At 71.8% G+C, this 25,505-nt stretch carries 2 protein-coding genes; both read left to right on the forward strand.

Going from position 1 to position 25,505, the window contains the following annotated elements; all coding sequences use genetic code 11:
• The first annotated feature begins 29 nt into the window (after window positions 1-29).
• Complete coding sequence (locus ACIRG5_RS44625; protein ID WP_402916881.1) at window positions 30-23,192, forward strand: SDR family NAD(P)-dependent oxidoreductase; 23,163 nt, start codon at window positions 30-32, stop codon at window positions 23,190-23,192.
• The gene (gene fabD, locus ACIRG5_RS44630; protein ID WP_402916883.1) at window positions 23,189-25,396 is read left to right on the forward strand and encodes an ACP S-malonyltransferase; all 2,208 of its coding nucleotides are present in this window, start codon (window positions 23,189-23,191) and stop codon (window positions 25,394-25,396) included. The genes ACIRG5_RS44625 and fabD overlap by 4 nt, the downstream gene beginning before the upstream one ends.
• Window positions 25,397-25,505: the final 109 nt, after the last annotated feature.

The raw sequence follows: 25,505 nt of genomic DNA on the forward strand, positions 1-25,505 counted from the left end.
CCACCTCGTTCTCGGAAGGAACCCTCGCCGTGACCCGCAGCATCCTGAGCGTGCCCGTGTGGCGTGCCGGCCAGGAGGTCCCGCCGGCACCCGCCGGTGGCCGGCGGCTGGTCGTGCTGTGCGACCTGCCCGCCATCGACCTTCCCGGCGTCCAGGCCGCCGAGGTGACCACCGGCGGCGACGCCCCGCACGTCGCCTACGAGCGCGCGGCGGTCCGGCTGTTCGGTGAGCTCAAGCGGCTGATGTCCACTTCGGACGGACGCCCGTGCGTCGTCCAGCTCGCCTGCCGCGCGGACTCGCTCTACCGCGGGCTGCTGGGACTGCTGCGCACCGCCGCACAGGAGGACCCAGGTCTGACCGTCCGGCTGGTCGAGTTCACCCACGAGCCCTCCGCCGCCGATCTCGTGGCGGCCCTGAACGGTCAGGGCGAGCACGTGCGGCACACCCCGGCCGGACGGGAGACCGTGACCTGGGAACCGGTGGCGCGCACGACCGGCTCCCCGGTGTGGCGCGACGGCGGCGTCTACCTGATCAGCGGCGGTGCGGGCGGGATCGGCCGCCTGCTCGCCGAGGACGTCGCCCGGCACGCTCCGAACGCGGTCGTCGTGCGGTGCGGACGATCCGCGACAGCCGACGGGCCGGGGGAGTACCACCGAGTCGACGTCACGGATGCGACGGCGGTGCGCGAACTCGTCGCTCGTGTCGTCCGCACGCACGGCCGGCTCGACGGCATCCTGCACGCGGCCGCGTTGCTGCGGGACGACTACCTGATTCGTGCGTCCTATCAGGACTTCCTGCGCGTGCTCGCCCCCAAGGTCGCCGGGCTGGTGCACCTCGACGAGGCGAGCCGCGATCTCCCGCTCGACTTCTTCGCCGCGTTCTCCGCCGCCGCGGGGAATCTGGGCAACGCCGGCCAGGCCGCCTACACAGCGGCCAACGGCTTCCTCGACGCCTATGCGGCGCACCGGCAGGAGCTCGTCACCCGCGGCGAACGGCACGGGGCGAGCGTCTCGCTGGCGTGGCCGCTGTGGCGGGACGGCGGCATGCACGTGCCCGACGAGGAACTTCCGGCGCTCATCGAGCGCTTCGGCCCGCCGTTGCCCACCGAGGCCGCGCTGGCCGCACTGCACGGAGCCGTCGAGCTCGGTGCCACCCACGTCGTGATCTCCGGGGAAGGAACAGTGATGACCGGCACCGACGACCTCCGCGGGCGGGTGCTCGGACGGCTCAAGGGCCTGATCGCCGAGACCATGCGACTCGACCCCGCGACGCTCGACGCCACCGCGCCGCTCGACAGCCACGGCATCGACTCGATCACGGTCACCCGGCTGAACAAGCACTTCGCGCGCTGGTTCGGCGCGCTGCCGAAGACCGTGCTCTACCAGTACCCCACGCTCGCGGAGCTGGCCGCGCACCTGACCGAGCGTCACCCCGAGGGCTGCGCGCGCTGGCTGGACGACGTCCAGGCGCCGGGTGCCGCGGACGTGGCGGAGAGGACGGCACGGCCGGACACCTCGTCCGTTGCCGAGGCGACCGCGCGCCCGCTTCCGGTGCAGTCCGCGGACCCGGTTCTCGTGTCGGCTGGGGCGACCGCGCGCCCGGTTCCGGTGCCGTCCGGGGCGTCCACGCGCCCCGCAGCCACCACCGGGCCGCGCCCCGACCCCGCCGGCGAGCCGATCGCGATCATCGGTCTCAGCGGCCGCTACCCCGACGCGCCGACCCTGGACGACTTCTGGGCCAACCTCCGGGCAGGCCGCGACAGCATCCGCGAGATCCCGGCCCAGCGCTGGACGCTCGACGGCTTCTTCGAACCCGACCAGCAGAAGGCCGTCGACACCGGCGCCAGCTACAGCAAGTGGGGCGGCTTCCTCGACGGCTTCGCCCGCTTCGACGCGGCGTTCTTCGGCATCTCCCCGCGCGAGGCCGCCGACATCGACCCGCAGGAACGGCTCTTCCTCGAAACCGTGTGGTCCGCTCTGGAAGACGCCGGCTACACGCGGGACCGGCTCGCCACCCGCCACCAGGGCAGGGTCGGCGTGTTCGCCGGGGTGACCAAGACCGGCTTCGACCGCAACGTGCCGCCCCCGGTGAGCGGTCCGCGCCGGTCGCCGCGCACGTCGTTCGCCTCGCTGGCCAACCGCGTCTCCTACCTGCTCGACCTGCGCGGCCCGAGCCTGCCGGTCGACACGATGTGCTCGGCCTCGCTCACCGCGATCCACGAGGCGTGCGAACACCTGCGCCAAGGCACCTGCGAGGTCGCCATCGCGGGCGGGGTGAACCTCTACCTGCACCCCTCGACCTACGTGGAGCTGTGCCGGTCCAGGATGCTGGCCGCCGACGGCCGTTGCCGCAGCTTCGGTGACGGGGGCGAGGGCTTCGTGCCCGGCGAGGGCGTCGGCGCGGTGCTGCTCAAGCCGCTGGCGGCGGCCGAGGCGGACGGGGACCCGATCCACGCGGTCATCCTCGGCTCGGCGATCAACCACGGCGGCCGCACCAACGGCTACACCGTGCCGAACCCGCGCGCCCAGGCCTCCGTCGTCCGCGAGGCCATCAAGGCCGCCGGGCTGCGGGCGGGCGACATCGGTTACGTCGAGGCGCACGGCACCGGCACCCGGCTCGGCGACCCGGTGGAGATCGACGGGCTCACCCAGGCCTTCGAGCCGGACGCGGGCGCGTCTTGCGCGATCGGTTCGGTCAAGTCGAACATCGGTCACCTCGAAGCGGCGGCGGGCATCGCCGGACTGACCAAGGTCGTGCTCCAGTTGCGCAACGGTGAGTTCGCACCGACGCTGCACGCCGAGCGCACCAACCCGAACATCGACTTCGCGGCGACGCCGTTCGAGCTGTCCCGTGACGGCGGCACCTGGCCGCGTCCCGCGGGCGGGCGCCGGATCGGCGGGATCTCCTCGTTCGGTGCGGGCGGCGCGAACGCCCACGTCATCGTCGCCGAGCACCTTTCCACGGCAGTGCCTTCGGCCGCGCAGGGGATTCCGGAGCTGCTGCCCGTGTCCGCGCGCACCGAGGACGACCTGCGCGCCCGTGTGGCAGAGCTGGCGCAATGGCTCGACACGCAGGAGACGCCGGACCTCGCGGCCATCGCTGCCACCCTCCGCACCGGCCGTGAAGCCATGAACGAGCGGGTGTGCTTCGTGGCACGCGACGCGCTGGAGTGGCGCCGTCAGCTGCGCGCGTTCCTCTCCGCTCCCACGACCGACTCCTCCGGGGAGTCGTGGTGGCGCGGCCGCGTCGAGGCCAACAACGAGACGCTGGCCGAGCTGGCGGCCAAACCCGAGCTGCGGGAACTGATCGCGCACTGGCTGGGCAACGGTGGGCACGCCGAGCTCGCCTCGTTCTGGGTCAGGGGCGCGCCGATCGACTGGTCCGAAGTGGACGGTGTGAGCCCGCGCGTGCACCTGCCGGGCTATCCCTTCGCCGGACCTGAGTTCTGGTTCGAGCCCGCCGCACTCCGGCCGGAGGCCGCGCCGGTCGCGCGCCCGGCGGCCGTGAACGTGGAGAGCGTGCTGATGGCCGAGCTCGCGGAGATCCTCCAGATGCCGGTCTCCGAGATCGAGCGGCACCGGCCGTTCGCCGACTACGGACTCGACTCGATCCTGGGTGTCAGCCTCGTGCACCGGCTCAACGACGTCCTCGGCACGTCGGTCGACACGACCGACCTGTTCGACCACGGCACCGCCGAACGCTTCATCACCTTCCTGGCAGGCGCCCGTCCGGCCGCCGCACCGGTCGCCGCCACCACGTCAGGTCAGGACGACGCGATCGCCGTCGTCGGCCTCGCCGCACGCTACGGCGACGCCGAGGACCCCGACGCGCTGTGGGCGCACCTGGTCTCCGGCACCGACCTGGTCGAACCCGTGACGCGCTGGCCGCTGCCCGCCACCGTGGCCTGCCGCACCGGCAGCTTCCTGCGCGACGTCGACCGGTTCGACCCGGCCTTCTTCGGCATCTCGGGCGTCGAGGCGACGGCGATGGACCCGCAGCAGCGCGTCTTCCTGGAGCAGTGCTGGAACGCGCTGGAGGACGCGGGCTACACGGGTGGGCGTCGCCGCGGCACGCGGGCCGGCGTCTACGTCGGCTGCTACGCCGGCGACTACTCCGAGCACCTCGGTGAAGACGCGCCGGCGCAGGCGTTGTGGGGCACGATGGGCTCGGTCGTCGCGTCGCGGATCGCCTACCTGCTCGACTTCACCGGCCCGGCCCTCACCGTCGACACGTCGTGTTCGAGTTCGCTCGTCGCGATCGACCTCGCATGCCGCGACCTGCTCGCGGGCACCGCCGATCTCGCCATCGCCGGTGGAGTCTTCGTCCAGAACACCTCGCGGCTCTACAGGTCCGCCTCCGTGGCCGGAATGCTCTCGGCGTCGGGCCGCTGCCGCAGTTTCGACGCCGGCGCGGACGGGTTCGTGCCGGGTGAAGGCGCGGGCGCGATCGTGCTCAAGCGTCTCGCCGACGCCGAACGGGACGGCGACCACATCCACGCCGTCGTGCGCGCTTCGGGAGTCAACCAGGACGGCACCACCAACGGCATAACCGCTCCGAGCGCGCTGTCGCAGGAACGGTTGCTGCGTGAGGTGCACTCCAACCTGGGTGTTGGTGGCGTCCAGTACGTCGAGGCGCACGGCACCGGTACGCAACTGGGTGACCCGATCGAGTTCCGGGCGCTGTCGAAGGTCTTCGCCGGCGCGCGGCCGGGCAGCGTGGCACTCGGGTCGATCAAGTCGAACCTCGGCCACACGCAGTTCGCCGCGGGTGTCGCCGGTGTGGTGAAGGCCGTTCTCGCGCTGCGGCACCGCACGATTCCGGCCACGCTGCACTTCACCGGGGCGAACGCCCGGATTCCGTTGCAGGGCAGCGCGTTCACCGTGCCCACGGAGACCGTCGCCTGGCCGGAGCCCGAGCAGGGTCCGCGTCGCGCGGCCGTCAGTTCCTTCGGCGCCAGCGGAACCAACGCCCACGTCGTGCTGGAGGAGTACCAGCGGCAACCGGTCGCGGGAGCCGCGGGGGAGCAGCCGTTCCTGCTGTCGGCCCGGTCGCCGGAAGCTCTGCGCGAGGTCGTGGCACGTCTGGCCGCCCACCTGGAGCGCGAACCGCGCCTGTCCGCCGCGGAGGTCGCGTACAGCCTCGCGGCCGGCCGCGCGCCCCTGCCGCACCGTCTTGCCGTCGTGGCCGCGAGCACGGCCGAGGCCGCCCAGCGCCTGCGTTCCTGGCTTTCCGGCACGGCGACCGGTGTCCACCACGGTGAGGTCGCCGTCGACGCCGCACCGCGCGACGGCGTCCTTCCCAGCACGGCTCACGAGCTGGCGTCCGCGTTCGTGCGCGAGAACCTCGCCGGCCTCGACACGGCCTTCCCGGCCGCAGTGCGGAGGATCGTTCCCTTGCCCACCTACCCGTATCAGCGGCAGCGTTACTGGCCGTCGCGCGGTGCTTCCGCCTACCGCACCCGGCTCACCGGGCAGGAGTTCTTCCTCGCCGATCACCACGTCAACGGCCGCGCCGTGCTTCCGGCGGTGCTGTCACTGGAGTTCGCGCGCCGCGCGGCCACCAGCGGTGCGTTCGAGGCGGTGGGAATCCGTGACCTCGTGTGGGCCAAGCCGTTCCCGGTCGGTGCCGAGGGAGCGGACCTGACGGTGGAGCGCGACGGCGACGGTTTCCGCGTCTGCCAAGGCGAGGCGGAAGTGCACGCGCACGGTCGTTACGTTCAGCCGGAACCGGCCGGGACGGTGGCACTGGACGCCGTCAGGGCGCGGTGTGGCAACCGCACGTTGAGCGCGGAACAATGCCGTTCGGCACTCGACGCGGTCGGCATCGCCCACGGCCCTCGCCTGCGTGCGCTCGAAAGCCTGGCCATCGGCGACCGCGAGGTGCTCGCGAAGCTCGTCGTCCCGGCCGGTGCCCAGGACGAGGACCTGGCCGTCCACCCGGCGGTGCTCGACAGCGCCATCCAGGCGGTCGTCGGTCTCTTCGGCGGCGAGTCCGGCGAACTCGCGGAGAGCAGCGGACGTCCCGCACTCCCGTTCGCCGTCGACAGGATCGACCTCCTCGGGCCGGTCTCCGGCACGATGTGGGCGCACCTGCGGCACACGGGTGGCGGTTCGGAGACGTCCACTGTGGACATCGAAGTGTGTGACGAGACCGGCCGTGTCGCCGTGCGTCTGCGGGGACTTGCTTTCCGTCGCGTGACCGCGGAACCCGATCTGCGCACGGCACTGCTCGCTCCGGTCTGGGATGCGGTCCCGGACGGCGTCGAGCTGGAGCCCGCCATCGGCGGCCGTCTGGTGCTCGCCGGGGGAGGAGCGGCCGAGCGTGCCGCGTTCCTGGCCCGGTTCCCCGGAGCCACCGTACTCGGAGCCGAGGACCATGAAAGCCTTCCCTCCGATGCCGGCCACGTCGTGTGGCTCGCACCGGAGACCGGCGGGACGGACGGGACGTTCACCGTCTTCCGCTGGATCAAGGCCCTGCTGGCGCAGGGTGCCGACGGCCGCGAGATCGGCTTCACCGCCGTCACCCGGCAGGCCTGCCGGGCGAACGACGACGAGACCGTGGACGCGACCCACGCGGGAGTGCACGGCCTGCTGGGGTCCGTCGCGAAGGAGTACCCGCACTGGCAGGTCAGGGTCGTCGACATCGCCTTGGGGGCGGCTGTGTCCCTCGACGCCGTGCTGAACCCGCCCGCGGCGGCACGAGGCGGGGTCGTGGCGCTGCGTCACGGCGAATGGCTGCTGCCGCGCCTGGTCGAGGTGGTCGCTGACGGACCGGTCGTCGCGCCGCGTGCGCCCGGCGGCGTGGTGGTCGCCATCGGTGGCGCGGGTGGCATCGGTGAAGTGTGGACCGAGCACCTGCTGCGCCGCCACGGCACGCAGGTCGTCTGGATCGGCCGCCGTCCGCTCGACGCGGAGATCACGGCGAAGCAGGACCGGCTCGCCGCGTTCGGCCCGCGACCCGGCTACCTGTCGTGCGACGCGTCCGATGTGGACGATCTGCGGCGTGCGCGTGCCGAGATCGTCCGGCAGTACGGGCCGGTGCACGGCGTCCTGCACACCGCCATCGTCCTGGGCGATCGGAGCGTGGCGCGGATGGACGAGGAGCTGTTGCGGACGACCTACGCCGCCAAGGCCGGCGTGACCGTCGCACTGGCGGAGGTCTTCGCGGACCAGCCACTGGAGTTCGTCGTCTTCTTCTCGTCCATGCAGGCGTTCTTCACCGCCCCCGGTCAGGCCAACTACGCGGCCGGTTGCACGTTCTCCGACGCCTACGCCGGCGGGCTCTCCGCCCGTCTCGGCTGCCCGGTCAAGGTGATGAACTGGGGATATTGGGGCAATGTAGGCATCGTGGCCGAGGACGGCTACCGGCGCAGGATGGCGCGGCTGGGACTCGGCTCGATCGAACCGGACGAGGGCATGGCCGCCGTCGACCACCTGCTCGGCTCGTCCCACGACCGGCTGGCGCTGCTGAAGGCCGCGGATTCCCGCAGCATCGCGGCGTTCTACGAGCGCAGCACTCTCACGGCGCTGCCTCACACGAACTCCTCGCCGGCCGCCGCACTGCTCGCCGCTCGGCCGGACCGGCAGGCCGCCATCGAGCGCGTGCGCGTCGCCGCGGACGGCCACGGCCGGTCCATGGAACCGGCGCTCGTCCGGATCACCTGGGCGTTGCTGCGCGACCTCGGCCTGTTCGGCCCCGGCCAGACCGGCACGGCCGACGACTGGATGACGATCGGCGGGATCGTCCCGCTCTACCGCCGCTGGCTCGAGCACACGCTGGACGTGTTCGTGCGGGAAGGCCTGCTGAGCTCCAGCGAAGGTCGTTACGGCGCCATCGACCCGAGTTCGGTGGACCTGGCTGCCGCCTGGCGCCGCTGGGACGCCGACCGCACGCCGTGGCTGGACAACGAGGGCAAGCGACCGCAGGCGGTGCTCGTCGACACGACGTTGCGGGCGCTGAACGACATCCTCACCGGACGCCGTCCCGCCACCGACGTCATGTTCCCCAAGTCCTCCCTCGAACTCGTGGAAGCGGTCTACCGCAACAACCCGGTCGCCGACTACTTCAACGACGTCCTCGCGGACACGCTCGTCGACCACGTGCGGGCACGGGTGGCCGAGAACCCGGACGTGCGGCTGCGGCTGCTGGAGATCGGCGCGGGCACCGGCGGCACGAGCCGGGTGGTGTTCGGCCGGCTCGCACCGTGGCGCGACAACATCGAAACCTATTGCTACACCGACCTCTCCAAGGCGTTCCTGCTGCACGCGCGCCGCTCGTTCGGCGACATCGCGCCCTACCTGGACACCCGCATCCTCAACGTCGAGAAGTCGCTAGCGGAGCAGTCGCTGGACGTCGGCGGGTACGACATCGTGGTCGCCACCAACGTGCTGCACGCGACCCGCAACATCCGCACGACCCTGACCAACACCAAGGCGGCGATGCGCGCGAACGGCGTGCTGCTGCTCAACGAGCTGAGCGACAACGTCTACTTCAGCCACCTCACGTTCGGCCTGCTGGAAGGCTGGTGGCGCTACGACGACCCGGCGCTGCGCATTCCAGGCTCTCCCGGGCTCACGCCCTCGGACTGGCTGCGAGCGCTGAGCGAGACCGGTTTCCGGTCCGCGTTCGTCGCGGCGGAGGGCGCCGACGACCTCGGCCAGCAGGTGTTCGTGGCCTGTGCCGACGACGTCGTCCGGCAGCCGATTCCCGCGGGTGGCGCGGCATTCCCGGCCGGGCCGGAGAACGAGCCGGTGTCCCTGCCGGCGGCGCAGGCCGTTCCGGAGACCGTCGAGCCCGTCGCGGCGGCTTCGGCCGGCCGTGAGGACGAGCTGCTGGAGCGAGCACGCGACCACTTCCGCGCGCTCGTGGCGGACGTGTTGCAACTGCCGGTCTCCTCGGTGCGCGCCGACGTGACCTTCGACAGGTACGGCATCGACTCGATCCTCGTCGTCCAGCTCACCGAGGCGGTGCGCCGCGGGCTCGACGACGTCGGCAGCACGTTGTTCTTCGAGGTGCGGACGATCGACGGCCTGGCTGCCCACTTCGTGAAGACCCAGCCGGACGCGCTCGCCGCGCTCGTGGGTCTCCCGACTGCTCAGCTGGAGGTCGTGGCCGCTCCTGCTCCTGTGGTCGCTCCGGTCGCGGAACCGGTCGTTCCGGCTCCCGCGCGGACGGACGAGGAGATGCCGATCGCGGTGATCGGGATCTCCGGCCGCTTCCCCGGTGCGCGGAACCTGGACGAGTTCTGGGCCAACCTGCTCGACGGGGTGGACAGCGTCACCGAGATCCCGGCCGATCGCTGGAACCACGACCGCTACTTCGACCCGCGGCGCGGCAAGCCGGGACGCACCTACGCCAAGTGGGGCGGCTTCCTCGACGGCGTGGACGAGTTCGACCCGCTGTTCTTCGGCATCTCGCCGGGAGCCGCGTCCACAATGGACCCGCAGGAGCGGCTGTTCCTGCAGGCGGCCTACGAGACGCTGCAGGACGCGGGCCACACCAGGGACTCGTTGCGGGCCGCGGCGAGGGCCGTGGTGAACGAGGACGCCGGAGACATCGGCGTGTTCGCCGGGGCGATGTACACCGAGTACCAGCTCTACGGCGCCGAGCAGGGTGTGCGCGGCGAGCCGGTGGTCGTGCCGGGAAGCCTGGCGTCGATCGCGAACCGCGTCTCGTACTTCTTCGACGCCAACGGCCCGAGCATCGCGGTCGACACGATGTGCGCCGCCGCGTTGACGGCGATCCACCTGGCGTGTGCCGCGTTGCGCCGCGGAGAGTGCGGCGTCGCGTTGGCGGGCGGGGTGAACCTCTCGCTGCACCCGAGCAAGTACCTGATGATCGGCCAGACCCAGTTCGCGTCCAGCGACGGCCGGTGCCGCAGCTTCGGCGCGGGCGGCGACGGCTACGTCCCCGGCGAGGGGGTCGGCGCGGTGTTGCTGCGCCCGCTGGCCGACGCGGAGGCCGACGGCGACCGCATCCTCGGTGTCATCCGGGGTACCGCGGTCAACCACGGCGGCCACACGCACGGCTTCACCGTGCCGAACCCGGTCGCGCAGGCGTCGGTGATCCGGCAGGTGTACCGCCGCAGCGGCGTCGACCCGCGCCGGATCGGGTACGTCGAGGCGCACGGCACCGGCACCCCGCTGGGGGACCCCATCGAGATCGCCGGACTCACCTCGGCGTTCTCCGAGTTCACCGACGACCGCGGCTTCTGCGCGATCGGCTCGGTCAAGTCGAACATCGGTCACCTGGAGGCGGCGGCCGGTGTCGCCGGCCTCGGCAAGCTGCTGCTGCAGATGCGGCACGGCACCTTCGCGCCGTCACTGCACTCCGCGGAGGTCAACCCGGAGATCGACTTCAGCCGCACCCCGTTCGTGCTGCAGCGCGAGGCGGCGCCCTGGCCCCGCACCGGCGCACAACCCAGGGCCGGGGTGGTCTCGGCCTTTGGCGCCGGTGGATCGAACGCCCATCTGCTCGTGGAGGAGTACATCGTGCCGGAACGTCCAGACCGTGCAGCCGAGGCCCAGGCGGTGGTGCTCTCGGCAACGGACCACGAGCGGCTGCGCGAGTCGGCGGAGCGGTTGCGCGACGAACTGCGCGACGGCGCGTGGAGCGACGCCGACCTGCCCGACATCGCCTACACCCTGCAGGTCGGCCGCGAGCCGATGACCGCACGTTTCGCCACGGTGGTCCGTGATCTGCCGGCCCTGGTGGCGGCACTCGACGCGTACGTCAGCGGCGCGCAACTGCCCGCGGACACGTTCGTGGGCAACGGCGACAGCCCGTCGGGCTCGCTCGCGGCGCTGAAGGACGACGAGGACTTCCAGGAGACGTTGGCCCGCTGGGCGGCGCGACGCCGGCTCGGGCCGCTGGCGGAGGCCTGGGTGAACCAGGTGCGGGTGGACTGGTCGCGCCTGCACGCCGACGGGCCGCGCCCGCGCAAGGTCGGTCTGCCGACGTACCCGTTCGCACGGGAGCGGTACTGGTACACCGACGTGCTGCCGAGCGGGGGGAGGACGGCGGAGTTCTCCGCTGAACAGAGTCCAGCCGCGGCACCGCTTCCCGCCACGGCAGCAGTTCCCACTGCGCCACCGGGTCCCACCGCAGCACCGGTCGCCCCGGCAACGCGCCAGACCGTTCCGGCGCCTCCGGCCACCCCGGTTTCCGCCACCCCGGTTTCCGCCACCCCGGTTTCCGCGGCAGCGCCAACTCCCGTTCCCGCACCCCAAGCCCAGCCCGTCACCGTCCCCAACCCCCGTTCCACGGCCGACGACGTGCTGCCGGCGGGAGATCTCACCCTCTGCCCGGTCTGGGAGGTCGAACGACCAGGCGACGCCCAGCTCTCCGGCCGCATCCTCGCCATCGGCCTGAGCACCGACGACCTCGCCGTGCTGCACCAGGCCGTGTCCGACGCGATCACCTGGGACGGCTTCGGCCCCATCCCGGGCGACGCGGACCACGTCGTGCTCTCGGTGCCGACCCGCACGGGTGGCACCCCGGCCGAACGCGTCCGGGACCACCGTGCCGCCGTGCAGCGCCTGCTGCACATGGTGAACGCTGTGCAGTCGCGGTACGCGGGCCGTCAGCTCGAACTCACCCTGCTGACCCGTGACGCGTTCGGGCCCGGCGGCGGGGACCCGGCTCAGGCGAGCCTGCACGGGTTCATCGGCGCGCTGGCCAAGGAGCAGCCGCACTGGCGGGTCAGGGCCGTGGACCTCGCGAGGGACACGTCCTGGCAGCCCGCCGAGGTGTTCGGCCTGCCGGGTGACCGGCGTGCCCACCCCGTCGTGCAGGCCGGTGGCCAGTGGCTGCGCCGCAGGCTCGTCCAGGCCGACCTGCCCGTGCCCTCCACCTCCGCCATCCGGCGCGGCGGCGTGTACGTGCTCATCGGCGGGGCCGGTGATCTCGGCGTCGTGCTGACCGAGCACCTCGCCCGCACGCACGGCGCCAGGGTCGTGTGGGTCGGACGGCGTGCCGAGAACGACGATCTTCGTGCCCGCAAGGCCGGCATCACCGGTCCGGAACCGCTCTACCTGCAGGCCGACGCGGGTGATCCGCAGGCCCTGCGCCGGGTCCGGGACGAGGTCGTCGCCCGCTACGGCCGGGTCGACGGGATCGTGCACCTCGCGATGACCTTCACCCACACGCCGATCGCCGACCTGACCGACGAGGAACTCGCCGCGACGCTCGCGTCCAAAGTGGACCCGGCCGTGCACCTCGCGGACGCGTTCTCCGGGGTCGAACTCGACTTCGTGCTGCTGGTGTCCTCACTGGTCAGCTTCATCCGGAACGCGAACCAGGCGCACTACGCCGCGGCCTGCGCCTACGTCGACGCGGCGGCCGACGGTCTGCGCGCCTCGCTGGGGTGCGCGGTGAAGACGATCAACTGGGGTTACTGGGGCAACGTCACCGAGGACCTGATCGAGGGCATGGCCGCGATCGGGCTCGCCCCGATCGACCCGGCCACCGCGATGGCCGCGGTCGAGGCGCTCCTCGCCGGTCCGGTCGACGTCGCCGGTTTCCTGCGGCTGGGCCGGCCGCTGCCGGTGGAGGGCGTGCTCACCGGTGAAGTCGCCGCGGTGCGTCCACGGGCCGCGGTCGCGCCGATCCGGGTTCAGGAACCGCGGCTGCCGGTCGCGCTCGCGGCCTACCAGGACGGACCGGTGCCCGCCGAGATCGACGCCGCGCTGTGCCGCTGGGTCGCCGCCGAACTGCGGGACGCGGGTTTCGCCGGCCCGTCCTACCTCCGCGCCGACGCCCGGTTCGCCGCCTGGGTGCCTCCGATGCTGCGAGCGCTGACCGAGCACGGGCTCGTCGACGCCGCCGGCCGCTGGGCGCTGACCGCGGACTCCGCGACGTGCCGGGCGGAGTGGACTCGATCCACGAACCGGTGGGTGGAGGCCAACTCCGATCTGCGGACCCCGCTCGCGTTGCTCGCCCGCACCGTTCCCGTGCTGCCCCGGGTGCTGCGCGGCGAGGTGCTCGCCACGGACGTGCTCTTCCCGAACGGGTCGTTCGACCTGGTAGAGGGCGTGTACCGGGACAACCGGGTCGCCGACCACTTCAACGCCGTGCTGGCAGAGCACGTCGTGGAGTTCCTGCGGGCCCGGCTCGCGGCGGAACCGGGCGCGCCGCTGCGCCTGCTCGAGGTCGGCGCGGGCACCGGCGGCACCACCCGCGTGGTCCTCGACCGGCTCACCCGTGAGGGCCTGCCGGTGGCCGAGTACTGCTTCACCGACATCTCGCGGGCGTTCCTGCACCGTGCCGAGGACTCGTTCGGTGCGGCGCACAGGTACCTGACGTACCGGTTGTTCGACGCCGCCCTTCCTCCGCACGGACAGGGACTGGACCTCGGCGCGTTCGACGTCGTGATCGCGGCCAACGTCCTGCACGCCACCAAGGACGTCCGCGTCACCCTGCGCGGCACCAAGGCGCTGCTGCGCGGTGGCGGCCTGCTCGCGCTCAACGAGATCAGCGGCTTCTACCTGGTCAACCACCTCACTTTCGGCCTGCTCGACGGCTGGTGGGAGCACACCGACCCGGAGCTGCGGGTGCCTGGCGGTCCCGCGCTGTCCCCGGCCTCGTGGCAGGCGGTGCTGGAACAGGAAGGCTTCACGGGGTTCGTGCACGCGGCCGCGTGCGGCGAGCCGCTCGGCCAGCAGGTCGCTCTCGCGTACAGCGACGGCGTGTCGCGAGGACCCGCCGAGATCAAGGAGACGCCGGTGCCGGTGCCGACTCCCGCACCCGCACCCGTCGAAGTCGTGCAGGAGAAGTCGATTCGCGCGGTGGTGCTGGAAGCGCTGGCCGGTGCACTGAGGATGACCGAGGCGCAGATCGATCCGGAGCGGGCCTTCGCCGACTACGGCCTCGACTCGATCGTGGGCGCCGGGTTCGTGCAGCGGCTCAACGACGACCTCGATCTCGACCTGCTCACCACGGTGATCTTCGACTACCGCAGCGTCGAGCTGCTGGCCGCCCACATCGCCTCCGACCACCAGCCCGTCCTACCTGTCGCGGCGTCGCAGGAGACTCCGGAACCGCCGGTCGCCCAGGAGCTTCCCGCTACTCCTGCCGAACCCGTGGTGGCGCCCGAGCAGAACTCGACCGATCCCATCGCGATCATCGGCGTCAGCGGCCGGTTCGCCGGATCGCCCGACCTGGACGCGCTGTGGCGGCACCTCGCCGACGGTGACGACCTGGTCGGCCCGATCGAGCGCTGGGACACCTCCGGTCCGGAGTGGACGGACGTGGCCTGCCGGGAGGGCGGTTTCCTCGACGGCATCGACGAGTTCGACGCGCAGTTCTTCCGCATGTCCGGTCGCGAGGCGGCCTACACCGACCCGCAGCAGCGCCTGTTCGTGGAAGAGGCGTGGACGGCACTGGAGAACGCCGGCTACGTCGGCGCGGCGCTCGACGGCAAGCGCGCGGGCGTCTACGTCGGCTGCACCAGCGGCGACTACACGTCGTGGTTCACCGAGCGTCCGCCGGCCCAGGCCGCCTGGGGCAACGCCCCGTCGATCGTGCCCGCCAGGGTGGCGTACCACCTGAACCTGCACGGTCCGGCGATCGCCGTCGACACCGCCTGCTCCAGCTCGCTCGTCGCGATCCACCTGGCCTGCCAGAGCCTGCGCGACGGGGAGACCGACCTGGCCGTCGCCGGTGGCGTGGCCGTGCAGACGACCCCGAACACCTACCTGACCGCGGGCCACGCCGGCATGTTGTCCCCGACCGGGCGCTGCCACACCTTCGACGCGTCCGCCGACGGGTTCGTGCCCGGCGAGGGAGTCGGCGTCGTCGTGCTGAAGCGACTGTCCGACGCACTCGCCGACGGTGACCACGTGCACGCGGTGATCCGCGGCTCGGGGATCAACCAGGACGGTGCGACCAACGGCATCACGGCACCGAGCGCGGCGTCGCAGGAGCGGCTGATCCGCGAGGTCTACGAACGCTTCGGCGTCGACCCCGCCGAGATCGGCCTGATGGAGGCGCACGGCACCGGAACCAAGCTCGGTGACCCCATCGAGACCGAGGCGCTCGTCCGCGCGTTCGGTGCCGCCGAGGGATCCACCGGTTGCGCCCTGGGCTCGCTGAAGAGCAACATCGGACACACCATGTCCGCCGCCGGTGTGGCGGGCGTGCTCAAGATCGTGCTCGCGTTGCGGCACGGCATGCTGCCGCCGTCGCTGCACCACGACGAGACGAACCCCGCGATCCGGCTCGCCGGCAGCCCGTTCCGCGTCCACACCGAGCTGACGCCGTGGGAACCGAACCGGTGGGGCAAGCGCGTCGCCGCGACCAGTTCGTTCGGGTTCAGCGGCACCAACGGTCACCTCGTGGTGGAGGAGCCGCCGGCCCTCGCGGCACGGCAGCACGACGGCCGTGAACTGCTGTTCCCGCTGTCCGCGCCACGGCCGGAAGCGTTGCGGCAGCTCGTCGCGAACCTGGCCGAGCACCTGCGCGAGACGCCGGAACTCCAGCTCGCCGATGTGAGCCACACCCTGGTGCACGGCCGCGCCCGCTTCGTGAACCGGGCGGCCTTCACCGCCGCCGACCGCCGAACCCTGTTGTCCCGCCTGGAGGACTGGCTGGCCGACGGGACCTCGCACCCGGCGCGTGACGCCGCGCTCGACCGCGTCCGTGCACAGTGGACGGACGGTGGGCGGCTGGAGAGCGAGGGGCTCTTCATCGGACTGGACGTGCGACGCACCCCGCTGCCGACCTACCCGTTCCAGCGCCGCAGTGCCTGGGTGAACGGGACCGGTCCGGCCGACCGTCAGCCGTCCGCCGCCAAGCAGATCGATGAACCCATCGCCGTCGTCGGGCTCGCCGCCCGGTTCGCGGACACGCCGGACGCCGAGCGGTTGTGGGAACACCTGGCCGCCGGGGACGACCTGGTCGGCGACGTCACTCGCTGGGATCTCGACGGGAAGCTGGGCAAGAGGGCGGGCCGCCAGTACGGCAGCTTCCTCGACGACCCGGCCCGGTTCGACGCGCTGTTCTTCAGCGTGTCCGGCATCGAGGCGACCTACACCGATCCGCAGCAGCGCGTCTTCCTCGAAGAGTGCTGGCACGCGCTGGAAGACGCGGGCTACGCCGGTGAACGGCTGACCGACCGCGGCTGTGGCGTCTACGTCGGCGCCTATCCCGGCGACTACCACGCGCTGATCGGCGACGAGCGGCCCCCGCAGACCATGTGGGGCAACATGGCCTCGGTCATCGCGTCGCGCATCTCCTACCTGCTCAACCTGTCCGGCCCCGCCGTCGCGGTGGACTCGGCGTGCTCCAGCTCTCTCGTCGCCATCCACCTGGCCTGTGACGCACTGCGGCTCGGCACGGTGTCGATGGCGCTGGCCGGAGGCGTGTTCGTCCAGGCGACGCCGCGGCTCTACGAGTTCTCGGCCACGGCGAAGATGCTGTCGCCGACCGGTCGCTGCCGCACCTTCGACGCGGCCGCGGACGGGATGGTGCCCGGTGAGGGCGCCGGTGTCCTGGTGCTCAAGCGCCTGTCCGACGCCCTGCGCGACGGAGACCACGTCTACGGCGTCATCAGCGCGTCGGGCGTCAACCAGGACGGTGCCACCAACGGCATCACCGTGCCCAGTGCCCAGGCCCAGGAGGACCTGGTGCGCCAGGTCCACCGCGACGCGGGCGTGCGCCCCGGCGGCGTCCAGATGATCGAGGCGCACGGCACCGGCACGCCGCTCGGCGACCCGATCGAGTTCGGTGCGCTGGCAGCGGCCTTCACCGGTGCGCCGGAGGGAGGCTGTGCGCTCGGGTCCATCAAGACCAACGTCGGGCACACCCAGTTCACCGCCGGCGTGGCGGGCACGATCAAGGCCCTGCTCTCGCTGCACCACCGGCAGGTGCCGCCGTCGCTGCACTTCAGCCGCGCGAACCCGGCGATCCCGTTGCAGGGCAGCCCGTTCCACGTGCCGACCGAGCTGCAGGAGTGGTCCGCCCCCGCGTCAGGGCCGCGCCGGGCCGGAGTGAGTTCCTTCGGTGCCAGCGGCACCAACGCGCACCTCGTCGTCGAGGAGGCTCCCGAACAGGCTCGGCCGGAGCGTCCTGTCCAGGACGAGTGGCTGGTGGTGGTGTCGGCACAGGACGAAGCCACGCTGCGCGCCCACACCGAGCGCCTGATCGACCACGTCGATGCCCGTCCTGACCTCGACCTCGGCGACATCGCGTACAGCCTCGCGACCGGTCGTCGCCACGAGAACCTGCGGCTGGCCGTCGTCGCGGGCGATCGCGACGAGTGGCTCGGTGCGCTGCGCACCTGGCTGCGTGACGGTCACGCGGAGTCCGTGGTGGCCGGCTCGGTGCCGGACGACGCTCCCGCGCCCGTGGGAACGGAAGGTCTGACGCTGACCGAGGTCGCGGATCGGTTCGTGCGTGGCGAGATCGCGGCGCTCGGAAGCCTGTTCGGACAGGGCTTCCGCGTGGTTCCGCTGCCCGGCTACCCGTTCGGTGGTGAGCGCTACTGGATCTCCGCCGCACCCGAGCCCAGCCAGCCGGCCGTGGCGGTCCGGCACCCCGTCGTCGCCCAGCAGCCTGTTGTAGCCCAGCGGCCTGTCGCAGCTCAGCACCCCGTTGTGTCCGCAAGGCCCGTGACGCCCGCCCGTCCTGTCGCTCCCGCCCGGTCCGTCACTCCCGCCTCGTCCCAGCCCGTCACGCCCACCGGGCCGGGCTCGTCCGCGCTGACCGTCCACAAGCGAGGGAAGTCCTACGCGGCGGACCTCACCGGCGGCGAGTTCTTCCTGGACCAGCACCGTCTTTCCGGCACCCCGGTGCTGCCCGGCGTCGCGTACCTCGAACTGGCCAGGGCGGCAGCCGAGGCCGAGGGCTACGGCCGGACCGGCGTGACGCTGCGCAACATCGTCTGGATCCGCCCGGCGCGGATCCCCGGTCCCACCGCGGCCGAGGTCACGCTCGAACCGCGCGACGGCGGCCTCTCCTACCAGATCACGACGACCGTCGGCGGCGAAACCCTGGTGCACGGCCAAGGTCGCGTCGAGCCCTCCGTGCAGGAGGCACGGCCGACGCTGAACATCTCCGCGTTGAGGGCCAGGCGCACGCGGACCAAGCTCGACCGCGCCGCCTGCTACGCCCGCTACGGCGGCACGGAGGTGCACCTCGGCGAGGCCATGCGCGGCGTCGAGAACCTGGAGATCGGCGTCAACCTGATCGTCGCCCGGCTGCGCAGGCCGGCCGGGACCGGTGACGGCTTCACCGTGCACCCGTCCATGCTCGACTCTGCCCTGCAGGCGACCCACGGCCTCGCTCTCGCCGAGGGCAGGGACGACGTGACCGCGGCCCTGCCGTTCGCCCTCACCGAGGCGCAGATCCACGCGCCCACTCCGGAGGAGGGCTGGGCGGTGATCAGGCCGTCGTCCAACGATCTGCCCGGCACCGTCCGGCGACTGGACATCGACCTGTGCGACGACGCGGGCAGGGTGTGCGTGCGCCTGCTCGGCTTCACCTTCCGCGAGTTCGGTGCGAGTGAGGAGAAGGCGCAGGAGCCGAGCGGAACTGACCAGCGCCCCGGTGCGCTCGTGCTCGGCCGCCCCGGCTGGCACCGGTCCACCGCGGCCGTCGAGACCAGGCAGTTCGTCCGCCACGAGGTTCTCTTCGCGGACGTCGACCCCGGTGACGTCGCCGATCGCCTCGGCGTTCACGGCGAAGTCCTCCCCGTCGCCGACGACCTCGCCACGACCTACACCCGCCGGGCCGAGTTCCTGCTGACCCGTCTCCAGGACGCCGCCAAGGCGAGCCGCGACGGCTGGGTCCTCGTGCAGGTCGTCGTCCCGGACGGCCAGGATTACCAGCCGCTCGCCGGACTGGCCGGGCTGCTGCGCACCGCGCGCAACGAATGCGCCCGCCTGCTCACCCAGCTCGTGCTGGTCGCACCCGGCACGAACGCGGCGGCCCTGGCCGAGCGCCTTCGCCGGGAAGCGTCCACTGTGGACGACGTCGTGACCAGGGTCGCCGGAGGGCGCCGGGAGGTCGCGCGGTGGACTTCCCTGGGTGAGGCCAGGGCCGAGCGACCGTGGCGCGACGGCGGCGTCTACCTGATCACCGGTGGTGCCGGCGGTCTGGGAGCGGTGTTCGCCAGGGAGATCGCCTCCTCCGTCCAGAACGCCGTGCTCGTGCTGTGCGGGCGTTCCGCCGCCGGAGCGAGCCAGCGCGCACTCCTCGACGAGCTGCGGGCGTCCGGTGCGCACGCCGAGTACCGGCAGCTGGACGTCGCCGACCGCGGCGCTGTCGACCGGTGCGTTCAGGACGTCGTTGCGTCGCACGGGGAACTGAGCGGCGTGCTGCACTCCGCCGGTGTGCTGCGCGACAGCTACTTCGTCCGCAAGACCGTGACGCAGTTGCGCGAGGTGTTCGCTGCCAAGGTCACCGGCTTCGTCCACCTGGACGAGGCGACCGCCGGGCAGGACCTGGACTTCTTCATCGGGTTCTCGTCGCTGTCCTCGTCCGGGAACCCCGGCCAGGCCGACTACGCGGCGGCCAACGCGTTCCTCGACGGGTACGCCGCCCGGCGCGATGCGCTGGTTGCCTCTGGCAAGCGGCGCGGGCGTTCGCTCAGCATCGGCTGGCCACTGTGGACGGAGGGCGGCATGCGCGTCGACGCCGCCACCGAGCAGGCGATGTGGGACACGGTCGGCGTCCTGCCGATGCCCACGGACGTGGGAGTGGAAGCCCTGTACCAAGCCTGGGGCAGCGGTACGGCGCACGTCCTGGTCGTCTACGGCGACCGGGAACGGATCGAGCGCACGATCCTGACCGCCCCTGAGACCCCGGAACAGGAGGTCCTTTCCGTGCCGGAGAACGATGTCCTGGTCAGGTTGCTCGCCGAGAGGGTGGCGACCCTGCTGGACGTGCCCGTCGACGACATCGAGGGCGAGGTGGAACTGACCGAGTACGGGTTCGACTCGATCTCGCTGGTGGAGTACGTCGGCCTGCTCAACGACGAGTTCGGCCTGGGCCTGGTGCCCACGCTGCTGATCGAGTACCCGACCCTCGACGGGTTCGCGTCCTATCTCAGGGACACCCACGGCGACGCGTTCGGCAGCGCCGCCCTGGCGCCCGAAGCGGCGCCCGCGCCGACCCCGGAGCCCGCCCTGATCACGGCGGCCGCTCCGTCCCACGAGGCACTGCTCGACGAGCTGATCGGCATGGCCGCCGCGGTGCTGCGCCTGCCCGCCAACCGGATCGAGGGCAGCCGCGAGCTGTCGAGGTACGGCGTCGACTCGCTGTCGCTGACGGAACTGGTGGCGGCGGTCAACAAGCGGTTCGGCCTCGACCTGGACCCGACGATCCTGTTCGAGCACCCGGCGCTGAGCGGCTTCGCGGACTTCCTGCTGGAGCACCACGCCGACAGCGTCACGGTGGCCGAAAACGCCGAACAACCCGCTCCCGCAGCCGAACCGGCACCGGTGACCGTCACCGCCCCGCAACCCGTCGGTCAGGAACCGATCGCCGTCATCGGCATGAGCGGCCGGTTCCCCATGGCCCGCGACATCGCGGAGTTCTGGCAGAACCTGCTGGACGGCCGTGACTGCATCAGCGAGATCCCTGCCGATCGCTGGGACTGGCGGGAGTGCTTCGGCGACCCCGTCACCGAACCCAACACCAGCAACGTCAAGTGGGGCGGCTTCATCGACGGCGTCGGCGACTTCGACCCGCTGTTCTTCGACATCTCCCCGCGTGAGGCCGAGCTGATGGACCCGCAGCAGCGGCTCCTGCTGCTCTACGCGTGGAAGGCGCTGGAGGACGCCGGGTACTCGGCCGAGTCCGTCGAGGGCACCGACACGGCGATCGTCATCGGCACCGCCAGCACCGGCTACCCGAGCATGGTGGCGAAGTACTCGCCGGCGGTGGACGCCTACGACACCAGCGGGGCGGCCCCCTGCATGGGGCCCAACAGGATGAGCTACTTCCTCGGCGTGCACGGCCCGAGCGAGCCGATCGACACGGCGTGTTCCAGTGCGCTCATCGCCGTCCACCGCGCCGTCTGCGCCATCCAGGACGGCACCTCGGACATGGCGATCGTCGGCGGGGTCAACACGATCGTCAACAAGGACCTGCACATCAGCATGAACATGGCCGGCATGCTCGCCGAGGACGGGAGGAGCAAGACCTTCTCGATCGACGCCGACGGGTACGGCCGCGGCGAGGGCGTCGGCATGCTGGTGCTGAAGCGGCTGTCGGCGGCCGAGCGCGACGGCGACCACGTCTACGGCCTGATCAGGGGCACCGCCGAGAACCACGGCGGCCGCGCCAACTCCCTGACCGCGCCGAACCCGAAGGCTCAGGCCGCGGTCATCCGCACCGCCCACCGCAGGGCGGGGATCGATCCGCGCACCATCGGCTACGTCGAGGCGCACGGCACCGGCACGAGGCTCGGCGACCCGGTGGAGATCAACGGGCTCAAGGAGGCCTTCCGTGATCTCTACGCCGACACCGGTGCGACGGAGGTCGCCGGACCGCACTGCGCCATCGGGTCCGTGAAGACCAACATCGGGCACCTGGAGGTCGCGGCCGGAATCGCCGGCCTGATCAAGGTCCTCCTGCAGATGAAGCACCGCACGTTGGTGCGGAACCTGAACAACGACAAGACGAACCCGTACGTGAAGCTGGACGGCACGCCGTTCTACCTGGTGCAGGACCAGCGACCCTGGCGTGCGCCGGTCGACGGCGACGGCGCGGAACTGCCCCGGCGCGCGGGCATCAGCTCGTTCGGCTTCGGCGGAGCGAACGCGCACGTCGTGCTGGAGGAGTACCGGGCGAAGCCGGTGGTGGAAACCCCGCCCGCGCAACCGGTTCCCGTCGTGTTGTCCGCGAGTCACCCCGAGGTGCTGCGTTCTCTGGCAGAGGAGTGGGTCGAGGCGCTGAACGCTCACGACGACGCGGCACTGGCCTCGATCGCCTACACCACGCACGTCGGACGGACCCCGATGGCCGAGAGGCTGGGGTGCGTCGCGGGCACGGTCGCGGAGCTCCAGGCCGGCCTGCGGTCGTGGCTGCGAGGAGAGCCGGACAGCTCGATCATCACCGGCCGCGTGTCCCGGGACGAGATTCCCGCGGCACCGGCGGGAACCAGCGCGGCGGAGGTGCTGCGGGCATGGGTGCGCGGTGCCGAGGTCGACTGGACCCGCTGGCACTCCGACTCGCCGCGCCGGATCCCGCTGCCGACGTACCCGTTCCGGCTCAAGCGGTACTGGATCGACACCAGCACGCCGGTGGGGGAGAAGGCGTCGAAGCTGCATCCGTTGGTGCACGCCAACACCTCGGACCTCGCCGGGTCCCGCTACACCACGCGGTTCACCGGTCGCGAGTTCTTCCTCGCCGACCACAAGGTGCGCGGCGCGGCGGTGCTGCCGGGAGCGGCCTACCTCGAAATGGCGAGGGCCGCGGCGGAACTGGCGGGCGGTGACCGTTCCTGGGCGCTGACCGACGTCACCTGGGAACTGCCCCTGACGGTCAAGACCGCCACCGAAGTCCACATCGGACTCTCGGTCGAGGCCTCCGGTGGTGTGTCCTACCGGGTCTTCGGCTCGTCCGGCCAGGGCTCGCCGCTGGTCTACGGGCGGGGAGCGCTGCGGGAGACGAGCTCGGAACCGTTGCCCTCGCACGACATCGACACCCTGATCGGCCGCTGCGGCGGTCCGGTGCTCGAAGCGCCGGAGTGCTACGAGCGGTTCGCCCGCCTCGACCTCGCCTACGGCCCGGCGATGAGGGCGATCGAACGGGTGCACAGCGGTGAACAGCTCGCCGTTGCCCGGCTGCGGCTTCCCGACGCCGCCGCGGGAGGAACGTTCGCGCTCCACCCGAGCATGCTCGACGCGGCCTTCCAGAGCACTCTCGGCCTCTTCGCCTCGGACGACACGACCACGGCCGTGCCCTACGCGGTCGGAGAGGTGCGGGTGATCGCGCCACTGCCCGCGACGGCCTGGGCCGTGACCCGGTTCGCCGCGGAGGGCCAGTCACCGGGCGAGCAGTCGTTCGACATCGACGTGTGCGACGACGACGGCCGGATCTGCGTGCGGCTGACCGGTTTCCGCGTCCGATCCCTCGTGGGAGCGCCCGCGGTGACCGCCGAACCGGAGGACGACTTCCTGGCCCGGTTGATCGAAGCCGCCGGAGACGGCTCCCTCAGCCTGGCCGAGTTCGAACGGAGCCTGGCATGAGCCTGACAGCGGTGATGTTCCCGGGCCAGGGTGCCCAGGCGAAGGGCATGGGACGTGATCTGTTCGATGCCTACCCCGACGAGGTCGACCGAGCCTCGGAACTGCTCGGCTACTCGGTGCGGGAGCTGTGCCTGGACGATCCGCGACGTGAGCTGAAGCGCACGGAGTTCACGCAGCCGGCGCTGTTCGTGGTCGGTGCGCTGGCCCACCGGCGCTGGCAGGAGAACAGCGGGAGCGAGGCGGCGTTCTTCGCCGGGCACAGCCTGGGTGAGTACTGCGCGCTGCACGCGGCCGGCGCGTTCGACTTCGAGACGGGTGTGCGGCTCGTCCAGCGCCGGGGTGAGCTGATGGCCGGCGCGGCCGGTGGCGGCATGATCGCCGTGACCGGCCTGGACCGCGAGCAGGTCACCGATCTGTTGCGGCAGGGCGGTTTCGGCTCGCTGGTCGTGGCGAACGACAACTCGCCCGAGCAGTGCGTCGTGTCCGGGGATGCCGAGTCGATCGAGGCGCTGGGAGAGTTCCTGCAGGCGCGGAACGTCCGCTGGGTCCGGCTGCGGGTGTCCGGGGCGTTCCACTCCGAGCTCATGCGCCCGGCGCGGCAGGAGTTCAGCCGTTTTCTCGACGGCGTCGACCTCGGCACGCCCGGGACACCGGTGATCGCGAACGTCACCGCGGCGCCCTATCCGGCCGGTGGCACGGCGGAGCTGCTGTCCGACCACCTGGTGAGTCCGGTGCGCTGGACCGAGACCGTGCGCTATCTGCTCGACGCGGGAGTCACGGAGTTCGTGGAGCTGGGCGGCACCGTGCTGACCAAACTCGTCGAACGGACCCGCGCGACCCATCGCCCACCCGCTGACCGCGCACAGGAACTCGGCAGCGCGACGTTCCGCGAACGCCACGGGCTGCGGTTCGCCTACGTCGCGGGCGGCATGTACCGCGGCGTCAGCTCGCCCGAGATGGTCATCCGGCTCAGCCGCGCCGGGATGCTCGGGTTCTACGGCACCGGCGGGCTGGAGCCGGTGGAGGTCGAGCGCGGCATCAAGGAGATCCAGGCCGCCGTGGGACAGGACGGCCCCTACGGCGTCAACTTCATCGCGAACCACGACGATCCGGCCTCCGAGCACGAACTGGTCGACCTCCTTCTGCGCCACCACGTCCGGACGATCGAGGCGTCGGCGTTCATCCAGATGACACCGGCACTCGTGCGGTACCGGGCCACCGGGCTGCGGCGAGGTCCCGGCGGCGCACCTGTCTGCGACCACCGGGTGGTGGCCAAGGTGTCGCGTCCCGAGGTCGCGGCAGCGTTCCTGGCTCCGCCTCCGGACTCGGTGCTGGACGGGCTGCTCGCGGCCGGGGCGATCAGTCAGGAGCAGGCCGAACTCGCCCGGCGGGTGCCGGTGAGCCACGACGTCATCGTCGAGGCCGACTCCGGTGGGCACACCGACGGCGGGATCGCGACCGTGCTGCTGCCGTCGCTGCTCGAACTGCGGCGCCGTGTGGAAGCCGAACGCGGGTACGACGAACCGATCTGCATGGGACTGGCCGGCGGGATCGGCACACCGGCGGCGGTCGCGGCGGCGTTCGTGCTCGGCGCCGACTTCGTCGTGACCGGTTCGATCAACCAGTGCACGGTCGAGGCCGCGACCAGTGACGTCGTCAAGGACATGCTGCAGGACATCGACGTGCAGGACACGGACTACGCGCCGGCCGGGGACATGTTCGAGCTCGGCAGCAGGGTCCAGGTGCTGCGCAAGGGCGTGTTCTTCCCGGCCCGCGGCAACAAGCTGCACGCGCTCTACAGCCAGTACGGCAGCCTCGACGACCTGCCGGAGAAGACCAGGTCGCTGCTCGAACGCACCTACTTCCGCAAGCCGCTGGACGAGGTCTGGGCCGACGTGGAGCGGCGCCTGCGGGCGACCGGCAGGGCCGAACTGGCCGAGCACGCGGCCCGGCAGCCGAAGCAGAAGATGGCCCTGGTCTTCCGGCGCTACTTCGGTTACAGCGCACGGATCGCGCTGGAGGGCCGGTCGGACGACAAGGTCAACTACCAGGTCCACACCGGGCCGGCGCTGGGCTCTTTCAACCAATGGGTGCGCGACACGCCCCATGCGTCCTGGCGGCACCGGCACGTCGACGAGGTGGGCCGGAATCTGCTCGACGCCGCGGCGACGCACCTCAGCGAGTTCTCCGGCCGAACGGCCTGATGTCCGATTTGTCTGCATTACCGCCGGACAGGTACCGGAGCGGGAACCCGCTCCGCGACCTTGGACGAGGCAGGTGCCGTGCCACCTCCCGCGTGCCACCCCTCCGCGT

This window comes from Lentzea sp. NPDC102401, assembly GCF_044765805.1.
GTDB lineage: Bacteria > Actinomycetota > Actinomycetes > Mycobacteriales > Pseudonocardiaceae > Lentzea > Lentzea sokolovensis.

Excerpts from the sequence above, each read along its gene's own strand:
- fabD (WP_402916883.1), top strand. The coding sequence starts at position 23,189 with ATGAGCCTGACAGCGGTGATGTTCCCGGGCCAGGGTGCCCAGGCGAAG.